Origin of the sequence: Pectinatus frisingensis (assembly GCF_014076555.1) — a bacterium.
Classification (GTDB): Bacteria; Bacillota; Negativicutes; order Selenomonadales; family Selenomonadaceae; genus Pectinatus; species Pectinatus frisingensis.
In genome coordinates, this window is the sequence record NZ_CP045424.1 from 41064 (window position 1) to 62665 (window position 21602).

21 protein-coding genes are annotated in these 21602 nt (G+C 35.5%); 3 read left to right on the forward strand and 18 right to left on the reverse strand.

Annotation, left to right across the window (positions count from 1 at the left end; all coding sequences use genetic code 11):
- The 7 genes from F8M42_RS00175 to F8M42_RS00205 form a co-directional block, all read right to left on the reverse strand.
- Positions 1-1068 carry a carbamoyl phosphate synthase small subunit gene (locus tag F8M42_RS00175; RefSeq protein ID WP_182187431.1) on the reverse strand — a complete coding sequence of 356 codons (1068 nt, stop codon included), beginning with the start codon at positions 1066-1068 and terminating at the stop codon, positions 1-3.
- A 115-nt stretch (positions 1069-1183) separates the two neighbouring features.
- Positions 1184-2473 carry a dihydroorotase gene (locus F8M42_RS00180; RefSeq protein ID WP_182188559.1) on the reverse strand — a complete coding sequence of 430 codons (1290 nt, stop codon included), beginning with the start codon at positions 2471-2473 and terminating at the stop codon, positions 1184-1186.
- Positions 2457-3419, reverse strand: coding sequence for an aspartate carbamoyltransferase catalytic subunit (locus F8M42_RS00185; protein ID WP_182187432.1), 963 nt, complete (start codon positions 3417-3419; stop codon positions 2457-2459). Before F8M42_RS00185 ends, F8M42_RS00180 begins: the two co-directional genes overlap by 17 nt.
- Before the next feature lie 173 nt (positions 3420-3592).
- Positions 3593-4219, reverse strand: a complete 627-nt coding sequence (locus F8M42_RS00190; RefSeq protein WP_229711369.1) for a lytic transglycosylase domain-containing protein — start codon at positions 4217-4219, stop codon at positions 3593-3595.
- Entirely contained in the window at positions 4206-4826 is a 621-nt protein-coding gene (gene coaE, locus F8M42_RS00195; protein WP_182187433.1) for a dephospho-CoA kinase, read from the reverse strand. The genes F8M42_RS00190 and coaE overlap by 14 nt, the downstream gene beginning before the upstream one ends.
- Before the next feature lie 18 nt (positions 4827-4844).
- Positions 4845-5675, reverse strand: coding sequence for a DNA-formamidopyrimidine glycosylase (mutM, locus tag F8M42_RS00200; RefSeq protein ID WP_182187434.1), 831 nt, complete (start codon positions 5673-5675; stop codon positions 4845-4847).
- A 68-nt stretch (positions 5676-5743) separates the two neighbouring features.
- On the reverse strand, positions 5744-6619 hold the full coding sequence (locus F8M42_RS00205) for a LysR family transcriptional regulator (protein ID WP_182187435.1): 876 nt from the start codon (positions 6617-6619) through the stop codon (positions 5744-5746).
- A 469-nt stretch (positions 6620-7088) separates the two neighbouring features.
- Here F8M42_RS00205 and F8M42_RS00210 point away from each other — a divergent pair, with 469 nt between their 5' ends.
- The gene (locus tag F8M42_RS00210; protein ID WP_182187436.1) at positions 7089-8402 is read left to right on the forward strand and encodes a threonine/serine exporter family protein; all 1314 of its coding nucleotides are present in this window, start codon (positions 7089-7091) and stop codon (positions 8400-8402) included.
- A 61-nt stretch (positions 8403-8463) separates the two neighbouring features.
- Here the strand turns inward: F8M42_RS00210 and F8M42_RS00215 are convergent, their stop codons facing one another.
- The 8 genes from F8M42_RS00215 to F8M42_RS00250 all read right to left on the reverse strand — a co-directional run bounded on the left by F8M42_RS00215 (position 8464) and on the right by F8M42_RS00250 (position 15850).
- On the reverse strand, positions 8464-8988 hold the full coding sequence (locus tag F8M42_RS00215; RefSeq protein WP_182187437.1) for a YjbQ family protein: 525 nt from the start codon (positions 8986-8988) through the stop codon (positions 8464-8466).
- 9 nt (positions 8989-8997) lie between these two features.
- Positions 8998-9681: a triose-phosphate isomerase gene (locus F8M42_RS00220; RefSeq protein ID WP_182187438.1), complete on the reverse strand. Its 684-nt coding sequence runs from the start codon at positions 9679-9681 to the stop codon at positions 8998-9000.
- 30 nt (positions 9682-9711) lie between these two features.
- Complete coding sequence (locus F8M42_RS00225) at positions 9712-10557, reverse strand: class II fructose-bisphosphate aldolase (protein ID WP_182187439.1); 846 nt, start codon at positions 10555-10557, stop codon at positions 9712-9714.
- Between the two features lie 15 nt (positions 10558-10572).
- Positions 10573-11220, reverse strand: coding sequence for a class II aldolase/adducin family protein (locus F8M42_RS00230; RefSeq protein ID WP_182187440.1), 648 nt, complete (start codon positions 11218-11220; stop codon positions 10573-10575).
- 489 nt (positions 11221-11709) lie between these two features.
- Complete coding sequence (locus F8M42_RS00235; protein WP_182187441.1) at positions 11710-13086, reverse strand: PTS galactitol transporter subunit IIC; 1377 nt, start codon at positions 13084-13086, stop codon at positions 11710-11712.
- Positions 13087-13108: 22 nt separating this feature from the next.
- Positions 13109-13390, reverse strand: coding sequence for a PTS sugar transporter subunit IIB (locus F8M42_RS00240; RefSeq protein ID WP_182187442.1), 282 nt, complete (start codon positions 13388-13390; stop codon positions 13109-13111).
- Positions 13391-13394: 4 nt separating this feature from the next.
- The gene (locus tag F8M42_RS00245) at positions 13395-13805 is read right to left on the reverse strand and encodes a PTS sugar transporter subunit IIA (protein WP_229711370.1); all 411 of its coding nucleotides are present in this window, start codon (positions 13803-13805) and stop codon (positions 13395-13397) included.
- Between the two features lie 98 nt (positions 13806-13903).
- Positions 13904-15850 carry a BglG family transcription antiterminator gene (locus tag F8M42_RS00250; RefSeq protein ID WP_182187444.1) on the reverse strand — a complete coding sequence of 649 codons (1947 nt, stop codon included), beginning with the start codon at positions 15848-15850 and terminating at the stop codon, positions 13904-13906.
- Between the two features lie 290 nt (positions 15851-16140).
- On the opposite strand from F8M42_RS00250, the gene F8M42_RS00255 reads away from it, so the two are divergent.
- Entirely contained in the window at positions 16141-16371 is a 231-nt protein-coding gene (locus F8M42_RS00255) for a FeoA family protein (protein ID WP_182187445.1), read from the forward strand.
- The gene (feoB, locus tag F8M42_RS00260; protein ID WP_182187446.1) at positions 16364-18421 is read left to right on the forward strand and encodes a ferrous iron transport protein B; all 2058 of its coding nucleotides are present in this window, start codon (positions 16364-16366) and stop codon (positions 18419-18421) included. Before F8M42_RS00255 ends, feoB begins: the two co-directional genes overlap by 8 nt.
- Positions 18422-18800: 379 nt before the next feature.
- Here feoB and F8M42_RS00265 read toward each other — a convergent pair whose 3' ends face one another.
- The 3 genes from F8M42_RS00265 to F8M42_RS00275 all read right to left on the reverse strand — a co-directional run bounded on the left by F8M42_RS00265 (position 18801) and on the right by F8M42_RS00275 (position 21461).
- The gene (locus F8M42_RS00265; RefSeq protein ID WP_182187447.1) at positions 18801-19754 is read right to left on the reverse strand and encodes an AEC family transporter; all 954 of its coding nucleotides are present in this window, start codon (positions 19752-19754) and stop codon (positions 18801-18803) included.
- Between the two features lie 72 nt (positions 19755-19826).
- Entirely contained in the window at positions 19827-21008 is a 1182-nt protein-coding gene (locus F8M42_RS00270; RefSeq protein ID WP_182187448.1) for a D-alanyl-D-alanine carboxypeptidase family protein, read from the reverse strand.
- Between the two features lie 18 nt (positions 21009-21026).
- A complete protein-coding gene (locus tag F8M42_RS00275; protein ID WP_182187449.1) occupies positions 21027-21461 on the reverse strand; it encodes a PaaI family thioesterase in 435 nt (144 codons plus the stop codon).
- Positions 21462-21602 lie beyond the last annotated feature (141 nt).

Here is a 21602-nt window from a genome sequence, read left to right on the forward strand (position 1 = left end):
TTATATTGCCCCCTTCTTCATCATTGTGCAAAATTCATCGAATAGGTAGGTATTATCATCGGGTCCGGGAGAAGCTTCCGGGTGGTACTGCACAGAAAACAGCGGCAGAGTGTTGTGCTGCATTCCCTCTACTGTACCGTCATTCATTGATATATGAGTGATACTGAAGGGCAGATTTTGCAGTGAAGCTTCATCTACGGCATAACCGTGGTTTTGTGAAGAAATATATACGCGGCCGGTGCGCAAATCTTTTACCGGTTGATTGGAACCGCGGTGGCCAAATTTTAATTTATAAGTGTCGGCACCGCAGGCTAAAGCTATAAGCTGATGTCCCAGACATATGCCAAAAATGGGTTTTTTACCGATAAGCTGCTTTATTACGGCAATTATTTCCGGCACATCTTTAGGGTCGCCGGGACCATTTGAAAGAAATATTCCATCAGGGTTAAGATCAAGGATAGCTTTGGCACTGGTGTGCGCAGGAACAACAGTTACTTTGCAGCCCCGGGCATGTAGTGACTCCAACATGTTCCTTTTAACACCGAAATCCATTGCTGTAATGTGCAGACCATTACCTTCCAACACATATTTTTCCGGCGTAGTTACTTTGGTCACTGTTTGTCTATCAAAAGGAACAGCCATAAGTTTTTTGCATTCTTCTGCTGAAGCATTTTCAGCAACTATTATACCTTTCATTGTTCCAGCGGAGCGCAAACGTCGGGTCAGTGCCCGTGTGTCTACATTATATAAACAAGAAATACCGTTATCATTAAGAAAATCACTTAGTTCATTTTCTTTTTGCCAATTACTGCCACTTTCGCAAAGTTCTCCGATTATGAAACCACGGGCAAAACATTTACGGCTTTGGTTAAATTTATTGGCTGTGCCGTAATTGCCAATAAGTGGATAGGTCAATGTTATTATTTGTGAACAATAGGATGGATCTGTCAGTATTTCCTGGTAACCAGTCATTCCTGTATTAAATACAACTTCACCGGTAGCCGTTTTTTCACTAAGCAGGTCACCAGTAAATACACTACCGTCTTCCAGTATTAATTTACCCTTCAAATAAAAGCACCTCCGAAGATTATCAGTATGCATATTCTCATATCACAGCCTTTTGACGAAATAAATATTATCGAAAGGCGATGCATGAATTAGCTTATTTATATTATAATATATTTTAATCTATAATTATACCATTTTGCATAATTATTCTTCCAGAAACTATGGTCATGATGGCTTTACCCTTAAGTTTTCTGCCGACAAATGGGGAGTGGGTGCCTCTTGTATAAAACTTAGTATTATCAACTGTCCATTCTTTTTGGGTATCGATTACGGTGATATCCGCCGTTGAATTTTTACTTAACGTGCCTTTATTTAACTTGAAAAGTTTGGCGGGTCCTGCCGTCATTTTTTCAATAAGCAATGGTAGAGTAATTTTACCGGTGTGGTAAAGATCGGTCAGAAGAACCCCTAAAGCGGTTTCAAGTCCGGGAAAACCGCTTGGGGCGTATTGATATTCTTTATCTTTTTCTTCCTCAGCATGAGGTGAATGATCTGTTACGATAGCATCAATTGTACCATCAAGTAGCCCGGTTACAGCAGCATCAGTGTCTTCTGTTGTGCGCAGCGGCGGATTTACTTTTGTGCATGAATCGGTGATATCGACCATATCTTCAGTCATGGTGAGATGATGCGGAGTGACTTCTGCAGACACCTTTATGCCGCGCTGTTTAGCCTGACGGACGAGTTCAATGGCGTGCCGGGTACTGATATGGGCGATATGGATTGGGGCATCAGCATATTCAGCCAGCAGAATATCACGCATTACGGCAATGTCTTCAGCTACTGTTGGACGACCATTTAAACCGAGCATAGCGCTTTTTTTGCCTTCATTCATTACACCGTCTTCTACGAGGGATGTTTCTTCGGCATGTGAGATGATTATTTTATCGAAAGGACGCAGATAGTCGAGACCATTTAATAGGACTTTAGAGTTTTGTACATAGTGACCGTCATCGGAAAAAGCAACAGCTCCAGCCTGGCTCATGTCACCGATTTCAGCTAATTCCATACCTTTTTGCCCTTTGGTCAGTGCACCGATGATTTCAATATTAACAATGGCATCTGTTGCGGCACGTTGTTTAAGTCCTTTTATTATAATGGAACTGTCCACAACCGGTTTGGTGTTGGGCATAGAGGCTATAGTAGTATAGCCTCCGGCTGCTGCAGCACGTGATCCTGAGACAAAATCTTCCTTGGCTTCCTGACCAGGTTCACGCATATGGGTATGCATGTCAATTAAACCGGGAACGACGATTTTGTCGGTTACATCAATTGTTTTACCGTCATCTATAGATAAATTTTCTCTTATATCAGTGATTTTACCATTTTCTATAAGAACGTCGGCAATTTTATTTATGTTGTTGGCTGGGTCGATAACTTTGCCGCCTTTAAGCAATAATTTCATCATGTTTTCCTCCTGTTAAAACAAGGGCTAAAAGTGCCATGCGCACAGCTACACCGTTTTTTACCTGTTCTTGGATGGCCGAATGAGTACTGTAGGCGATCTGGGGAGAAATTTCCCAGCCTTTATTCATAGGACCGGGGTGCATTACTAGGACATCTTTTTTGGCTAATGATAATCTTTGTTCGTTGAGGCCGAAGATGCGGGCATATTCACGGGTCGATGGGAAAAGACCGGATTTTTGCCGTTCTGTCTGTATGCGCAATACATTTATGACGTCAGCATTTTTAATAGCATCTTCAATATGATCATGAATAAAGATGCCTTTTTCTTTGTACAAGAAGCGTGGTATCAAAGTACGTGGTCCTGCCAGATGTACTTCTATACCCATTTTTCGCATCCCCCATATATCACTTCTAGCTACACGGCTATGAGAAATGTCACCGAGTATAGCGTATTTTAATCCTTTAAAATCACCTTTATACTGGCGGATAGTAAATAAATTTAAGAGCCCTTGCGAAGGATGGGCATGTGCTCCGTCGCCGGCATTGATTATTACGGGTTTTACAATTTTTGCTGCGTATTCGGCAGCACCTTCTGCTTTATGCCTCATAACGATGGCATCAATGCCCATATCTTCTATGGTGAGCAATGTATCCCGTAAGCTTTCTCCTTTGACGATGCTGCTGGAACCGGCAGTTATGTTTATTACGTCTGCCCCTAAATATTTTCCGGCTAGTTCAAATGATGTGCGTGTTCGTGTACTTGGTTCGTAAAATAAATTTACGATTGCTTTGCCGCGCAGGGTAGGAACTTTTTTGATATCGCGATGAATAATGTTTTTCATTTCCACTGCCGTTTGAAGGACTAATTCGATTTCTTCCCGGGAAAAATATTCCAGACCCAGAATATTCTTTCCACATAATGAAGCCGTTTTGTTTTCCACCATAGTTGCTCCTTTTAAATTTATATATAAAAAAAGCTTTCTTATGCGCAAGGCATAAAAAAGCACAGCTATCTTGATGATATACTTTTGATTTCCCTTTCAACCTCGCTGGATTATATTAAAGGGCCATATTGCATTTTTCAAATCATAGCACATAGATATTAGGTTGTCAAATATTAAAATTCTTTATCGCGATATAATTTTTGATAGGATTTCTTGTTATTTAACACTTTCTGGACATAATCACGTGTTTCTTTAAACGGAATTTTATTATAGTCGTCAAAGCTGCTGTTCCAGCTGTATGTATTGCGCCATTGCTCTATTTGTCCGTGTCCGGCATTATAGGCAGCAATCGTTAAAATTTCATTGCGGTTAAATTCTTTCATTAAAAAAGATAGGTACCATACGCCATAGTGAATGTTAGTTTCAGGATCATAGAGTTTGTTGTCGTTATAAGTTTTATCATCAATATTGCTGGCTATCCATCGGCCCGTTTCCGGCATTATCTGCATTAAACCAATAGCGCCGCGATGCGATTTTGCATCCGGGATAAAACGGCTTTCTGCCAATACTATTCCTGCAACTAGGGAATCATCAATATTGTATTGTCTGGCATATTTTTCAATAGTAATTTCATAAGGATAAGGATAAAGATATTTTTTTTCTACTTTTTCGATTACATGTGTTTGCAGTCCTTCGTAAATACCAGCAAAAACCACTGATAAAAATATCATAATTATAAGAAAGCCTTGTGCTGTTTTTAGTATATAATCGAGTGTCGATTTGTGATTATTGCTGTTCATTTATTTTCTCCAGCTTTTGCTGTAGAGCTGTCCATAATTTATAAGTATTTTTTTTATTTATAAGTAACGGATTGCCCGTATTGATTACCTTGTCGGCATATTTTATTTTGCGTGATAAAGGCATTTGAGACTGTATACGATGCCTGGCTTCAGCAAAGGTGTAACTGTTGCGTTGCCGTAGACGGTTAAGCTGAGTTTTTTTGTCAACATAGACAACCCATGTTTCGTCGACAAATCTATCCCAGCCAATTTCATATAATAAAGGCACATCTAAAATGACAATTTTTATGCCCAAATCGGTTAGTCTGGTGATTCTTTTTTTTACTTCAGCTAAAATAAGCGGATGGCTGGTTTTGTTTAACCAATTTTTTTCCGTAGAATTTGAAAAAACGATATTACCGATGAGGCGGCGATTCAAGGTTTTATCATTAAGTAATATTTTCTCGCCAAAATGAGCATAGTACGCTTGCCATAGTGAATTTTCAGGACAAGCTAATTCATGGGCTATTTTATCAGTATCAATTATGCTGGCACCAAATTCTTGTAAGAATGAGCATATAGTTGTTTTTCCGCAGGCAATGCCGCCTGTCAGACCAATTTTATACATATGATGCACCTACGTTTATTATCGTAATTTTTGGCATTTTGGGCAGTAACAGGTACCACGCCCGCCAACCTTAATTTTTTCTATTATTGTACCACATTTTTGACAGGCCATTTTGTCACGACCATAAACAAATAAATTATTTTGATGGGTACCCTTGTTGCCGTCACCGTTCACATAGTCACGAAAGGTAGTGCCGCCGTCGCGAATACCATCGCCGATTACTTTATTTATAGCTGTATGCAGCAGCTTTATTTGATTGAGAGAGACTGTATTACAATTTTGTTTGGGATTTATACCAGACAGAAACAAAGATTCATCAACATAAATATTGCCAAGTCCGGCAATATTTTTTTGGTTTAACAAAAAAGGTTTAATTTTTCCGTGAGAGTTTTTTAATTTTTCACGCAGATACTTTAGTGTAAACTCTTTGGATAAAGGTTCGCAGCCCAATGTATATAAACCGCTGATTTTATTTATTTCTTCTGGTTTTATAGCATATAGTGTTCCTAAGGTACGTGTATCGGCATAAATCAATTTATCATTATTATCCAGATTAAAAATTATCCGTTTGTATTTGTCTTCTGAAGTGCCTTTTTTTACATAGCATAGACGTCCGGTCATCCGCAGATGGAAAATAGCCATTACTCCATTATCCAGATGCATGATTAGATATTTACCGCGCCGTGTCAGATTATTTATTTTATTGCCAGTCACCCGATGCTTATAAATATCAGGATCGGGAAATTTTATCAATCGTGGTAATAAAATATTGATACTTTTAATATTTTTGTCTCGAATATTTTTATTTAATGTGCGTCGTATACTTTCTACTTCAGGCATTTCAGGCATGATAGTCGTCACCTCGTTGATTTTTAAATAAATAATAAAAGCCGCAAATTACGCGGCTTAGTATATGTTTATTGGTCGCTGGAAAAACTGTCGAGAGCAAATTTTTGAAATTTATAAACCAATGGTGGTAATATTCTGCTGGTATCCCAAGCTATGCCGATAGTTCTGCGGCAATGTGGTGATGATAGCTTTAGAAATTTGAGATTTAGTCTGTCCAATCCGGGAATCATCGGAATAAGTGAGACACCAAGATCGGCTGCAACTAAATTAGCTACTGTTACTATCTCATCACCTTCGAATTCGATGTGCGGTATGACACCGGCCATATCAAAAAGTTGATTTGCCAAAAGGCGAAGTCCATAAAATGGTTTTAAAGTTATAAAAGATTCCTCGGCAATTTCTTTTAAAGTAACGGTAGTTCGTTTGGCTAAAGGATGATTCAAAGGAACAATGACAAATAGTTCTTCAGAGCATAAAGGCAGCCAGCCAACTGTTTCGCTCATTAGTATATTAGAACATATACATAAATCGGTTTTTCCCTTTATCAGTTGTTCGGTCAGTATGGTTGAATTGTCCTGATTAAGTCTGAATCGGCATTGAGGATAGGTTTTTCTGAATTGGCTTATAAGCCGTGGAACGATGTAGCTTCCCAATGAATGAAGAAATGATAGATTTATTGTTTGACGATCTGAATTGTCAATTTCCATTTTTGCGGCTGTTTCTTCTTTGACTATCCGCTCTGCATGAGTCAGCAGCATTTCACCGTAGTTGGTCAAAGTTACTTCTTTGGCGTTGCGGTTCAACAGTTGGACACCAAGTTCTTTTTCTAATCGTATAATAGAACGACTTAAAGCCGATTGCGTTATTGATACCGATTTAGCGGCTTTGGTAAAGTTACCGATATGAGCAATGGCCAAAAAATATTCTAACTGTTGAAATTCCATTTATATCCCCTCAGGTTATGATATTTAATCATAATAATAATTACTGTATGCATCTGTGATGAAAAATTAAATCAATATAAATTATAACATAAATTAGCAGATTATATATATTATATTAATAGTAAATATTTTTATTACATTTAGGAATATTATAATATAAATTATTATGGTAAATTGAAATTACTGTTAAATATGTGTAAGATAATATATATGAGATACCATAGAACAGGGGACAGTGGAAGTTTTAATTATTGTATTATGTATTATGGGTATTATTACGATAATTATAAATCATATAAATTTAGTTGAAAAAAAATATATACCTCCATATAATAAAATTCGGTTGATAAATATATAATGGCGATTAATACACAATATATATAAAATAAAATGTGTTTATGATTTCATATAAAGGTTTTGTTTCATTATGTATATATTATACAAAATACATTATTAGAGGAATGATAGTATGGTAAATAGATTGGATGTAAATGATCCATATTTTGCAATAGATAAGAAATTGGCACTTATTTTGAAAACAGGGCAAATATTGATGGAGAATGCTGCTGATACGAATCGTATTACACGCACTATGAAGCGGGTGGCAGCTTTTATGAGAATTAATCTCGATGCGTTCCATATTCATATCACATATACAACTATAATGGTGAATATAAATGGTGATAACCAATCGGTTACTAAGTTTCAAAAATGTATAAAACATGGTGTAGACATGACAAAAATATCCGCAGTCAGCAAATTATCATGGCGTGCTATAAAGAAAAATTATACATTGGAAGATTATGAACGAGATTTAAAAGCAATAATGTATGCAAAAAAACAATATTCGCGGGTATTTATTGCTTTGGGGGCAGGATTAGCATGTGGTGGTTTTTGTAAATTATTTGGTGGGGATTGGGCAGCATTTTTGTACACGGCCGTTTGTGCCTCATTGGGGTTTGAAGTTCGCCGATATTGCCGTAAGTTTTCGATAAATCCTTATGCCTCAATAGCAATTGCATCATTTGCGTCTACAGTATTAGCATATTTTGTTCATTTTCTGCCAGGGTCTGTGACACCATGGCATCCACTTTTAGCATGTGCCCTGTTTATTGTTCCGGGGATACCATTGATAAATTCAGTAGAGGATATGCTGGACAATTATATTGTCTCCGGTATGACCAGAGCGGTAAATACAATATTGATGGTGTTCAGTATGAGTTTTGGCATAGTATTTGCCATTAGGTTATGTCAGGTAGAAGATTTTACGATGATAAATACACAACCGAGTGGTCCATATTTAGTTTATGGTATTGCAGCGGCAATTGCCTCAGTAGGTTTTTCAACGATTTTCAACGTACCAAAACGTTTATTATGGGTGGTTGCTTTGGGGGGAATGATTTCGGTTTGTACAAGGAATTTTATAAATATTGGATTGGGAATGGGATTACCTACAGGATCATTTGCCGGAGCAATGATAGTCAGCTTTATAGCTATAAAAGCAGTTCATTATGTCCATACGCCCATTCATGTAATAACGCTTCCCTCAGTAATTCCGATGATTCCTGGAGTTTTTATGTATCGATTGATGTTCGGTATTATTAATATAAATATCATAGATGTAAATTCTTTTATAAAGGTGTTTCAAAGTGGTATTACAGCCAATCTTACTATATTAGCAATAGCTGTAGGGGTAGCTATTCCGCATATGTTTGCCAGGAGTTATCTGGGCAGAGGGAAAAATGAACATTTTAAAAGAGTTCTGCGCAGAAGAAGCAGGTAATTTTATATTATTAATATAAAATTAGAAGGGACAAATGTTTTGTAATTTGTCCCTTCTAATTTTAACAATCTCCAATTATGATAATTTTACACTTTCGTGTGCGAGGTCTGGTCCTGTCAAAATCGACAAAATAAATATATCCTGTAACGCCTACACCTAATGTACCACTATCTACATCAAATATTTGACTTGAACCAATTAATGTAGCTTTTAAATGGGCATCACAATTTAATAACGCATTACGGTCCCCTCCGGGTAAATAAGAGTCTGCATCGGGCCATGCTTCTACTGCTTGATAGTGCTTTTTACCGGGATAGTTATATTGGCCTTGAGATGTATTATCAGGAATTATCTTTTTTAAGGTGTTATTTAAATCTATCTGTAAAAATTCATCACCATTTTTATCATAATCGTGCACAAACTCTTCAAAAAAAACAGCACATGTTGTATGTGGTGATATTATGGTACAAATTCCATTTTGGATTTGGCTTTTTTTAATGCTTTCTTTTACGGACGATGTAATATTTATAAATGTAGGTCGTTCGCCATGTGATTGTAAAGCAATGGTTTCCTTGTAAACAGTCATTTTAATCTCCTATTCATTTTCTGTTTTTAAAATGGCATCAACCATTTCCTGTACTCTGAGTACAGGATTAGGAGCTTTTAAAATACCACTTGTTCCTCCTGTACCATCGGCTCCTAGTTTGATTACGTTGTAGACATCTTGTGCAGTAGTTATACCAGAAGCAATCATGACGGAAATATTAGAATTGATAGATTTGATTTGCGAAGTGGTTTTCAATACATAGTTATTATCAGCTATGTGCCCAGTCCCAATTAAATCAGTAGGTTCACATAACAGTATATCTGGATTTAATTTAGCTATAGAGGTGGCTTCAATCAGTGAGTCTGCACATGCTATTGATATTATGCCAAGTTCTCTTGCGCGAATAATTGAATTTGAAAGATGTGAAATTGTCAGGGAATTTTCGGCATGATTGAGGAATACGGCTTCTGCACCGGCGTCTTGCAGTGATTCAGGAAGTACATGTCCCATTCCACGACCAGGTTTCAGATCATCCATGTGTTGTGCGGTTATGATAAGATGGTGAGTATGTTCTTTTATATAACGGATGTCGGTAAAAGAACACGTAAAAAAGATTTGTATATTGCTTTTAGCGGCAATATTGTCTATTGATTCGGCAAATTTTAATGATCTTAAACCGTAAAGATATGATTTGGGATTGACCACTAGGAAAGGGTGTCTAATTTTTTTCATTCGTAAATCCTCCAAACAAAATTACTGATATCATGATAAAGACTGTGTGTGAAAAATCTTGTAATAATGAGCTAAAGTATCGCTCATACTCTGCGATAGAGAGTTTTTTACATCGAAATAGTTATTAGTGTCAGTTTTTTTCAAATAGGTGTATGCATTTGCTATAAAATCGGTATATATATTTATTTTGGTTATACCATTAAGGGCACACTTTTCAAGATTGTTGTCACCTGAAGATGAACCACCATGCAAAACTAATGGAATAGATATATTTTGGGATAGTTCTTTTAAACGATCGAAATTGATTTTAGGTATTCCTTTATAAAGGCCATGCGCTGTTCCTATCGATACAGCCAAGCTGTCAATTCCGCTTCCTTCAACCAATTGTTTTGCTTCTGTTACTGTTGTGTAAATACTATTATCATCAACATCTGTTTCGCCTTGACCAATATTCATGCCGGTTCCCACATGACCAATTTCCGCTTCTACTGCGACATTTCTCTTATGGGCAAAATCAACTATTTCTTTGGTTATCGCTATGTTGTCAGAGAGATTTTTTTGTGAAGCATCTATCATAACGGATGTAAAACCAAGTTGGATAGCTTTTTTTATAAATTGAAAATCCATGCCATGATCCAAATGTAATGCAATTGGAACATTAGAATTTTTTATATAAAAATGTCCCAGCATAGCAGCTTCTTCAATGCTTTGATATACTGAATGTGCTTGTGCATATGATAAAATTAATGGTAAATTCATTTTCTCGGCCGTTTTTATGTGTGATATAACTGATATTTGATCAATAAAATTTGCTGAAGGGATGGCAAACCCTTTATTCTTTGCATTTGATAACATTTTTTTTGTTGAGACTAGCATTTTTTATTCCACCTTTTATCTTTTATCTTGTCCATAATGATTAAAAACTTCGATAGCTTCATATATTTGTTTTCTGGTAAGTTGAGATATACTGTCACTAGCTGATTTGGCTATCATATATGTTTTGGCAGCTTCCTCTAAATATACACATGAATAAAGGGCTTGTTTTAAGCTGTTGCCTATTGTTATAACACCATGATTTTTTAAAATTACAGCTAATCTATTATCTATATTTTCAACTGTTTCAATACCCATTTGCTCACTGGCAGCTGAGCTGAATGGACAAACTTTTACGTTTCCTCTGGTAGCATTGGCTAAAGTGGTAAGAACACATGGAAGCTCATCAGCTATCAAACTGACAGCCGTTGCATATGGTTGATGTGTGTGGATAACAGCATTAACTTCCGGCATATGACTGTAGATGTATAATAATGCGGTAGTGTCCACAGATGGGCGTCGTGTGCCTTCTAAAATATGACCATTTATATCCATAACAATAATATCGTTTCTATTTAGTTCTTCGTAGATCATACCTGAAGGTGTGACTAGAATTTCTCCAGAGGGCATACGTTGACTTACATTACCGCCGGAAAGTGCAATTAGGCCATATTTGTCAATTTTTAAACCAGTATTGATAATTTTTTGTTTTTCATTTTCAAACAATGTTTTTACCTCTTTTATATAATTTTATTGCGAGCAATGCTTTTTAATGAATTTGGGTGTATTTTATATTCTAAATTTATTATATATTCATATAAGTCATTTCCATTGTGGAAACTGCGGGTGTTTATCCAAAATCGACCTTTGCCGAATAAGGGGCGATTTATTCTAAGAAACATATTTTTTGAGTATTGTGAGTCTCTTACTTTAAAGTATTTTATTTCATTATATTTATAATATTGGATTTTTCCCATGCATGAAAATGCAATGTAATTATTAGTTATAATAACTTTATCAGGATAACTTCCAGTTAAAAAGGTGTTATAAATAGTGTATAGACAAATTATACCTATTAATATGGCCGGGAGACTGTATTCAATGTGAGTGAAAAATACTGCAATACAAGTAAATAGACCGCAGGCAGATATTACTGATGGAATTATGATTTGAAAGATACGTTCCTGTGAAGAACAAATATATATTTTCATAGTTTTATATACCAGTGTCATCTTTTAGAGAATGTATTTCTTTAGCTTCTTTTATTATGCGTGTTCTATTTAATATTAATAAGATAATGGCTATTACAGTCAATAAGCTTACTCCAATTACACCTAAATCATTTAGATGTACAATAAGCCATGTGAGAGGGTTAGCTCCGTCACATATACTAGAAATGGCCATTGCACCTTCAGGCATTTTAAATTTGGCATTAACTGCTGCAGTTGTTATCAACGGAGAAAGGTTGGTAGCTATTAAAAGTCCTGTAGCAATCGTGATTATACCGGTTATTAAAGCCCTAAATCCATTTCCGTTTACCATAGGAATAATCAAAACAAACATGAATGGAATTACAGCTAAATCAGCAAAAGGAAGAACTTTGTTTCCTGGCAATATAACGGCCATGAATACAGTTAATGGCACTAGGATTAAGGAAACGGCTAATGTGACAGGATGGCCTATCCCTATTGCAGAATCAAGACCGATATATATTTTCCCTCTATTTTTGAACCTTTTTTCAATAAATTCAGATGCGGCATCTGATATTGGCAGTAGTCCTTCCATAAGCATAGCGGCCATCTTAGGAATTAATACAAGTACGCCTCCCAGGGTTATGCCTAAAGTTAGAACACCACCGATTTGATAACCGGCTACAATGCCAATCATTATTCCAAGTACGGTTCCTACCAGAATTGGTTCGCCGAAAACGCCAAAGCGGTTCTGTATTTTATTTAAATCAATATTTATATTTCTTACACCGGGAATACAATCAAATACTTTATTTATTACCCAGGCAATAGGAACATAAGCACCGGTAAATCCATGGGGAAGCGATATTCCGGTTAGACCGTTTGTTTTTTCCAATGCTGGTGCCGTATAATCGGCAATAACCATTATTATTATCATATTTAATATAGCCGCAATAATACCAAATATTTGGCTGTCTGTAATAATAGCAACCAAGGCTCCGGTAAATGCAAAATGCCAATAGTCCCATATATCTACATCAACAGTTTGTGTAGTGTTGGTAAAAAGCATGATTATATTTATCAATAAACATAAGGGGATGATTATTGTGCCTAATGTTGAAGCAAAGGCTATTGCAGCAGCTGCCGGCCAGCCGACGTCTATAACTGAAAGACTTAATCCGTATCGTTCTACCATTTGCTGAACAGCTGGTCCGAGACTGGAACTCATCAGGCCGATAACTAAATTAAGTCCAATAAATCCAATACCGACAGTTAAACCGGCTCTTATTGATTTCCCAATACCGGCTTTAAGTATTACTCCTAAAATGAATATAATTATGGGCATCATTACAGAAGGTCCCAGTCCTTGTATGAATTTAAAAGCAGATAATACTGTATCCATAAAGTTCACCTCACAAAATTAATTATTTTTCCAATTCTTCTAATATTTTTTTTATGACATCATCTAATCCTCGCCCCGTTAAAAATGGAATTCCCATTATAAATGGACATTTAACTTCTGAAACGGTTGTAGTGGCTATACATAGGTCATAGCCAGATGATTTGGCCGGAACTTCTGCTACTTTACATTGGGATAATTCATATTTTCCCTTAAAACCACGATCATCCAATATACTCTTTAATTTATTTAAAACTGCGGTTGAAGTACAGACACCTGCTCCACATGCTACAAGAATTTTTTTCATGATATTAGTTCTCCTTATTAAATAATGATTTAAAATTATTTATTAATAATTTTTTAGAAGTGCTATTTATTAAATTATGCAAAATTACTTTGTTTTGTAATTGATTCATCAATGTTTGCAAAAATTTGATATGCCCATGGGCAGTTTTTATTGCAAGCATAAAAATTATTTCGACATTTACCTTGCTATCGGGCATGCCCATCGCCTGAAAAGTGACAGGTTTTTTTAAAATGGCAATACTAATGGCTGATGAGTTGATATGTTGAGTATCGGTGTGAGGGATAGCTATACCAGTTTCATCAAATTGTAACCCGGTAGAAAAAATGCGCTCTCTTTCTAAAACTGCCGGGATAAAGCTATTTTTTACAACACCTTGCTTAGCTAAATTCACAGCCATTTGCTTTATAGCATCCATGTTGTCAGCGGCATCTAAATGTATAAATAAATATTCGGGTTTTATATTCATGTCAAAAATTGACGTTATAGTATTTTTCATTAAAACACATCCTGATTTTAGTATTTTAATTCATTGATTAATGTGGTGAATGATCGTGTCTTTAATAAAATTTCACCACTGCTGCCTTCAATGAAATTATTATAGATTTTTTTAAATATACTTTCCCACACACTATAAAGATTTTGGGGAATACTAAGTAAAAATATAATTTGCACTTTTTCTTTATTCCATATTATTGGGTTTTTTAATACTGCAACTGCTATTGCCGGATTTTTCATTTGATTTGTTAAAGGATGGGGGATAGCTATAAAATTGGAAAATTCGGTAGAAGCAAGTTTTTCCCTATCAAAGATAGATTTTTTGACATTTTTATCAATAAAACCAAGTTGTAGCATTTTGTTAGTAATTTTTTCTATCACTTCTTTAGATGAATTTGCTTTTAATAATGGGATAAATAAATCTTTTTTAAAAAAATTATTCAGTGGTATTTCATCACCAGTGCAAATTTCGTTTATTTTTTGTTCAACTCTAGTAAGATCATATTCTGTCATTATAGGTTCTACGCGGATGATTTTTTTTGAAATTATATGGGTTATAGGTACGGTAGTGAATATAAAATCTGTTTCTTTTATTATTTTTTCATCAAGTTCATAACAACTCATTACTTTTTTTATTTGCAAAATATTGCCAAATCTTCTTTGTAATTTGCTTTTAAGTAAAAGTGCAGTGGAAAGTCCTGCACCACAGACGATAACAGCAGTTTTTCCCATTTCATCATTTAGTTTATTTCTTTCTAAGGCAGCTCCAAAATGAATGGCAAGAAAACCTATTTCATTTTCGTTAGTTTGTACTTTTTCTTCTTGAGCTATTATTTCACTTGCTATGACTGCCATATCGAAAGCAAGCGGATAATTGGTTTTAATAGATTTTAAGATATCATTTCGAATATTCATATTAAAACGAAGTCTGCTTATTGCCGCTATCAGATGGATGGTTATTCCGGATACTAATTCGCTGTCATCGGATAAATCTATACCAGTATGCTTATAGATTTTATTTAAAATATCTGTTAATAATTTTTTAAAATCAGATCTTTTTTTTGCTGATACTATAAATTTTTGACTGGCAATGAAATGTTGTGTAAGATAAAAAATTTCATTACGGATATCTATTCCCAATTGTTTTTCAACTGTATTGAGTATTTCAGATGCAGGTTTATAGTATTGAGATGCTTGAAGTTTGCTGCGTTCATTTTTAGTGTATTCTACAGTATTTCCCTTGCCAGAACGGCGCAAAGTAATAACAATATGGACTAATAAGTTTTTAAAGGCGATGTCTGTTAGATGAATATTATATTTTAAAATAATTTTTAATAATATGTGCTTTATTGTTTCTATTTCTTGATGTGGGAATATGTCATTGAAAAATTGATTGTTGGATAGATTTAATAGATCATCCCGGTTGAAAACATACTCGGATATGCAATATCTTATTTTGGTTTCATCGCCCATTATTTTTATGCCATTTTTTCTGTCGGTAGTTAAATTGAGATTAAAACGAGCTATACTTTTTTTTATATCACCTAGATATTTTTTTAATGTGGATAGACTTATAAATAACTCTTCTGCTAAATCTTCTTGTTTTACAATTTTATTGTGTAAAGAGTTTAATAAGATTCGAGCTATAATAAAAGAAATACGATCATTATAATCTGCCGGAACAATATTTGTTCCCCTATACTCTCTTGATGTGTTAATGGCATGAGTGTTGATGAAAATGTCATATTTATCGTTATCATCAATCGACAATTTGTAACCACTACCAGGTTCGGCAATGATATGGGCACCATTATTTTTTAAAAAATATTCGACTTCTTTTATATCATTTCTTATAGTTCTGGTACTCACTCCTATTGAATCTGCCAGATATTTACCAGTAATGGTTTTGTCATTCTTATTAAGCAAATTTAATATCTGTAAAATTCTTTTATTTTGAATAACCATTTTTTTATCCTCCATCTGAATGTATTATATAAACATTATTCTGATAATTCCAGTTATTAAATTTCCTCAGACTGCGGCAATAAAAGATTTATTTTTAGCTGGGTTATATAATACAGATTTATTATTAAGTTGTAGACTGATATGATTTTCTTTGAAATCCGATAAAGATTGGGAGATGGTAAAACGTTGATTTTATTAATGTATTCTATTATACTAAATTACATAATAATACCTTGTCGATAGGGAGTTGTCGGCAAGGTATTTCATTCTTGCACATGGAGAGGTAATTAATGATTTTATCTGATGGTAGTATTAATGCAAGTTATGTCGTTAAAAATATAAATTTGGCCAACAATATTGAACGACGTTTAGAAATGCTGGGAATGACGACTGGTGTAAAAGTGGTCATTTTAAATAAAAAACATAATGGGGCGATTATTTTAAAGGTGCGTGGTACGCGATTTGCTTTGGGAAGGGAAATTACTGATGGAATAGAGATTGGAGAATACGAAAATGAGTGAGGATATTCATGTAGCTTTTATCGGTAATCCTAATTGTGGGAAAACTACTTTATTTAATGCATATACCGGAGCACATTTGAAAGTCGCTAATTGGCCTGGGGTTACTGTAGAAAAAAAGGAAGGAGCGTTGAAATATCATAATAACCATTATAAATTGGTCGATTTACCGGGCATTTATAGTCTTACTTCTTATACCATGGAAGAAAAATTATCCCGTCAATATATATTGGAAGATGAAGTTGATATTATAGTTGACGTAGTTGACGCATCGTCATTGGAACGCAATTTATATTTGGCTTTGCAGCTTATTGAGTTAGGAAAACCATTGATAATAGCACTTAATATGATGGATGTTGTTGAAGAACGCGGAATGGACATAGATCTACATCGATTACCGGAAATGCTGGGGGTTCCTGTTATACCTGTTTCAGCTCGTAAGAAAAGGGGGCTGGAAATTTTGCTTCATGCTGTAGCACATCATAACAGACGGCATGGCATGGATAAAATTGAGCATCAGCATAAAAATGAGCGCGAAAAAAAAAGCAGTCATCAGCATCGACATCACAGAAATATTGTAGTAGTTTATGATGATTGGTTAGAAGATAAGATCGATATAGTAGAAACTGCTTTAAAGGAAAAATATGGACCAATAAATAATTTGCGTTGGTATGCTTTGAAAGTACTGGCGCATGATGAAGAAATAATGAATAAATACCCGCTTGATATAGCAACTGTAGCGGAAAAAAGTTATGAAAAAGAAATTATCAAGCAAAAATATGATTTTATCGAGGAAGTAATTGAAGAAGTTCTTGTTCACAAAGATAAAGAATCAAAGAATACTGACAAAATAGATACCATATTGACACATCGTTATTGGGGAATACCGATATTTTTATTGATAATGGCATTCATTTTCTTTTTAACATTTACAATTGGTGATTTTTTCCAGGATTGGATCGTTTTGGGAATTGATAAAGTATCTGATATAATAAAAAATTTTCTGACCTATATTAATGTCAGTCCTGTCTTAACATCACTTTTGGTTGATGGGGCAATCACCGGTGTTGGCAGTATATTATCATTTCTGCCCAATATTTTTATATTATTTTTGGCATTGGCCGTTCTTGAAGACAGTGGTTATATGTCACGAGTAGCTTATGTGATGGATGGAATAATGGGTAAAGTAGGGTTGTCCGGCAGGGCTTTTATTCCATTGCTGCTTGGATTTGGCTGCAGTGTACCGGCAATAATGGCTTCAAGGGCACTGGAAAATCCACGGGATAGATTGAAAACAATATTGATTACACCATTTATGTCATGCAGCGCGCGATTACCTATTTATATACTGATAGCAGGAATGTTTTTTGGGGATAATGCGATGTATGCAGCATTTTCTATGTATGTTTTGGGAATTGTAGTCGCAATAGCTTTGGCGTTAATTTTTTCTCGCATTGATAAAAATAAAAATACCAATACGCTTTTAATTGAATTGCCGGAATATAAATCACCTAATGCAGCATCAATATTCATCTACGCCTGGGAAAAAGTGAAATCATACCTTTCAAAGGCGGGAACTACTATTTTTGTGGCATCATTACTGATATGGTTTATTTTACATTTTAATATGTCCGGTATGGTAAGTGATATAGGACAAAGTTTTGGCGGTTTTATCGGCAGAGTTATAGCACCAATTTTAGCACCGGCGGGGCTTGATGTATGGCAGATCGCAGTGGCTTTATTATCTGGTGTGGCTGCAAAAGAGGTTGTGGTTTCAAGCATGAGTATCCTTTATGGTGTGAGTGATATAAGTTCACAGATGGGTATGACCAATGTTGTCAGTAAGCTGTCACAAATTGGTTTTTCACAGCTGAATGCATATGCTTTAATGGTATTTTGTTTGCTATATACTCCTTGTGTGGCAACTTTAGTAACGATAAGAAAAGAAACAGGTAGGGCGAGATGGGCATTGTTCTCTGTATTTTTTCAATTATTTGTTGCATGGGTTGCAGCAACAATTGTATATCAGGTGGGTAGCATATTTTTTAGGTAGGTATGTAATTATATATTAAAAAACCAAAGTCATTATAAATATTAAGATGATTTCCGAAGGTTAGACTTTTGTATCGAGATAGGTTTCGGCTATCTCGATATTTTTATGCTGTGGAAAGCTTCAGCCTGTACTGTACAGGCCTTAACAAGCTAAGTTTCTCTTTTCAACACTTAACAGGACCAGATCCCGACATATCATTTGCTTTTGCTAAACTTCCATATCCACCTTTTCCATTCAAGTACTCTTGTACGATACATTTTTTGAATTCATAAATATATTTTACCATGAAAATACCGACCTCCCCAAAGTTAGATTTTTAGGTCTGACTTTGGGGAGGTCGGTAGGTATGCTGCGGTTCTTTTTGTCCTTTTGTATGTAATTATAAATAACTGAGAATTACCATGTAGATAGGAATAGTAATTATTGAAAATATAGTGGTTATAGAGACAATGACAGTAGCATATTCAATATCAGTCTTATATAAACTGGATAAGACTACCGTTTGGATCATTGCCGGCAATGATGCCATGATGATAAAATCTTTAAACATAAGTTCTGGGATAGGAAAAAATGAACCTACTATGTAAGTTATAATTGGTGCTATTATAAAGCGCCCTGTAAGTACACCGTTAAGATCACGGTCAAATTTAAGTTGTTTGAAATTCATGGAGTATAGAGTTGATCCAATAAAGATTAAAGCGACAGGAGTCGTCATATAACCGAGATATTTGGCAGTATCCATTAAAAAAGGCGGCAGCGTTATATCAAATAAAATTAATAAAACAGAGATTAAAAAGCCGCATATTGGTGCCGAAAAAACTTTTTTTAAAGTAGACAGTGTCATGTAATCCCGCCATGATGCCGATTTGTTAGCGTCGGATTGAATTGAAGCATTGCCTATTGTCCAAAAAAAAGTGGTATTGGCGAAAAAAAATAATAAAGCGTAGGGCAGAGCTTTTTCACCGAAAAGAGCCAAGGTGACGGGGACACCAACAAAAATGGAATTGGAATTAGTGAAAGAAGCACTGAAAGTTCCACGATGTCCGTGTCGTATATGAAGAAGGCGGACGAATAATAAGCTGAGAAAATAACAAATAATCATTGAAATGAACGGGACAGCAGCTCCGGAAATTAAATGTTCTAATTGATCTTTGCTGAAAGTGGTGGTGAGATTATAGATAAAAAAAAGCGGCAGCGAAATATAATTTACCAATTTGGGTAGAAGCGATTTATTATTTTTATCTATCCAGCCTTTATAAGCCATATACCAACCGGCAAGTCCCATTAATAAAAGTGTTATAACACCTTCTATAGCGTGAAGAAAAACAGACAATATAAACGCCCCCTATAGTAAATTTAAAAATTAATCAGAATAAAAATACCGGTCATTAAATTGACCGGCACGTCAAACAGTAAATAAATCTGTTATGCTGTCATATAAAACATAATATAATGATTTGAAACTAAAGCCCCTATTGCTGGATCTGTCAGCGAGCATAGGAACTTCTCCTACTTTTTGATTGTTGTATAAAATATCGACGGTGCCAACTTTATCACCGGTCTTAATCGGAGCATTTACATATTTAGGAATATCAAGCTTAACAGAATAAGCTGAGCTGTCTTCATCATTGATCAATGGATAATATATGTCGTTTGCAGGGGTTATATTAATTTGGGCAACTTGTCCGTCATGTACATGGATTGAACGTTTTAAATCGGCTTTTTTATAAGCTGAATGGGATCGAACTTTTTTGAAACCATAGTCGAGAAGCTGACGGGCTTCGGTAAACCTTTCTTCTCCATCATCGGTGTGCATGACAACAGCGATTAAAGTGACGCCATTGCGGGTGGCAGAAGCGGTCAGGCAACCACCGGCTTCATCTGTATAACCGGTTTTTATACCATTGGCACCTGGGTAGTCCCATAAAAGATGATTAGTGTTATCAAAAACCATTTTTTTGTTGGGGGTCAGCCAGTGAATCTCTTGTTCTTGGACTGTGACTATCTTACGAAATTCTTTATTGCGATAAGCATATTGGGCAATTTTAGCCATGTCGCGGGCTGTAGAATAATGATTGGGATCGGGTAATCCATTGGGATTAGCAAAATGACTGTTAATAGCACCAATCTGTTTGGCCTTTTGATTCATGACTGCAGCGAAAGCCGTAGTGTTACCGCTTATTGCATCAGCAATAGCTACTGCAGCATCGTTACCTGATACCAGCATCATTCCTTGACGAAGTTCATCCATTCGCATGATGTCGCCTTTTTCCAGATATAATGAGGAGCCATCTACATCAGCGGCTTCATCTGCTATGTGAACTATATCATCGGGGCTGGACATTTCCAGTGACAAAATAGCTGTAAGTATTTTAGTCATACTGGCTGGATATTCACGGGCATCAGCGTTTTTTTCAAATATTACGCGTCCGGTAGAAGCTTCAATTAATATGGCGGATTTAGCAGTAAGACCATATTCCGGTGCGGCTGCTGTATTGAATTCTGTCGGCAGGCCGTCTGCCGAAACGAAAGAAATTGTCGATAGAGAAAATATTATTGTAAAAATAAAATAGCGTAAAAATTGCACATGAATGCTCCTTTGCTTTTATTTCTGCAATTGTCCGACAACAAACATTGTAGCACGGCTTTTGCAGCATAACTTATTGGTTTCATCGAAAATGGAACATTCTGCAACGACTGTCTGCTTACCATTATGGATAATTTCTGTTTGGGTTTTTATTGTATGCCCCTCTGGTACAGCTCTTAATAGGTTTATACTGAAGTCGAGTGTAACGACACGTTTGTTGAGGCTTAAACATGCAGCGCCTATCGCAGCATCTGATAATGACATCAAGACACCGCCGTGAGTTATTTGATAAATATTGGTATGGCGATGTTCTACCTTGAGGCTTATATCAATGCGGCCATAGTCAATTTTGTCGATTACTACGCCTAAATCCTTAGTAAAAGGGTTATCATCATAGAAAGAACGAATAGCGCTTTCTAAGGATTCATTTAAATGAAAATTAAATTTTGACATGTAGATGAGTGCTCCTTCGATTTTGAAATAAAATACTGTGAAAAGTGGGTGAATTAAGTATATTGATATGCTTACAGAAATAATTTAATATTATACACCATTGTAATTTAAACCTCAATCGGCGAACCGATAAATGCGCTT

What these genes read in the sequence shown, in the direction of transcription:
- F8M42_RS00180 (WP_182188559.1), bottom strand. Translation starts at nt 2,473, where the DNA reads ATGAAATTATTGCTTAAAGGCGGCAAAGTTATCGACCCAGCCAACAAC.
- F8M42_RS00185 (WP_182187432.1), bottom strand. Translation starts at nt 3,419, where the DNA reads ATGGTGGAAAACAAAACGGCTTCATTATGTGGAAAGAATATTCTGGGT.
- F8M42_RS00190 (WP_229711369.1), bottom strand. Translation starts at nt 4,219, where the DNA reads ATGAACAGCAATAATCACAAATCGACACTCGATTATATACTAAAAACA.
- coaE (WP_182187433.1), bottom strand. Translation starts at nt 4,826, where the DNA reads ATGTATAAAATTGGTCTGACAGGCGGCATTGCCTGCGGAAAAACAACT.
- mutM (WP_182187434.1), bottom strand. Translation starts at nt 5,675, where the DNA reads ATGCCTGAAATGCCTGAAGTAGAAAGTATACGACGCACATTAAATAAA.
- F8M42_RS00205 (WP_182187435.1), bottom strand. Translation starts at nt 6,619, where the DNA reads ATGGAATTTCAACAGTTAGAATATTTTTTGGCCATTGCTCATATCGGT.
- F8M42_RS00210 (WP_182187436.1), top strand. Translation starts at nt 7,089, where the DNA reads ATGGTAAATAGATTGGATGTAAATGATCCATATTTTGCAATAGATAAG.
- F8M42_RS00215 (WP_182187437.1), bottom strand. Translation starts at nt 8,988, where the DNA reads ATGACTGTTTACAAGGAAACCATTGCTTTACAATCACATGGCGAACGA.
- F8M42_RS00220 (WP_182187438.1), bottom strand. Translation starts at nt 9,681, where the DNA reads ATGAAAAAAATTAGACACCCTTTCCTAGTGGTCAATCCCAAATCATAT.
- F8M42_RS00225 (WP_182187439.1), bottom strand. Translation starts at nt 10,557, where the DNA reads ATGCTAGTCTCAACAAAAAAAATGTTATCAAATGCAAAGAATAAAGGG.
- F8M42_RS00235 (WP_182187441.1), bottom strand. Translation starts at nt 13,086, where the DNA reads ATGGATACAGTATTATCTGCTTTTAAATTCATACAAGGACTGGGACCT.
- F8M42_RS00240 (WP_182187442.1), bottom strand. Translation starts at nt 13,390, where the DNA reads ATGAAAAAAATTCTTGTAGCATGTGGAGCAGGTGTCTGTACTTCAACC.
- F8M42_RS00245 (WP_229711370.1), bottom strand. Translation starts at nt 13,805, where the DNA reads ATGGATGCTATAAAGCAAATGGCTGTGAATTTAGCTAAGCAAGGTGTT.
- F8M42_RS00250 (WP_182187444.1), bottom strand. Translation starts at nt 15,850, where the DNA reads ATGGTTATTCAAAATAAAAGAATTTTACAGATATTAAATTTGCTTAAT.
- F8M42_RS00255 (WP_182187445.1), top strand. Translation starts at nt 16,141, where the DNA reads ATGATTTTATCTGATGGTAGTATTAATGCAAGTTATGTCGTTAAAAAT.
- feoB (WP_182187446.1), top strand. Translation starts at nt 16,364, where the DNA reads ATGAGTGAGGATATTCATGTAGCTTTTATCGGTAATCCTAATTGTGGG.
- F8M42_RS00275 (WP_182187449.1), bottom strand. Translation starts at nt 21,461, where the DNA reads ATGTCAAAATTTAATTTTCATTTAAATGAATCCTTAGAAAGCGCTATT.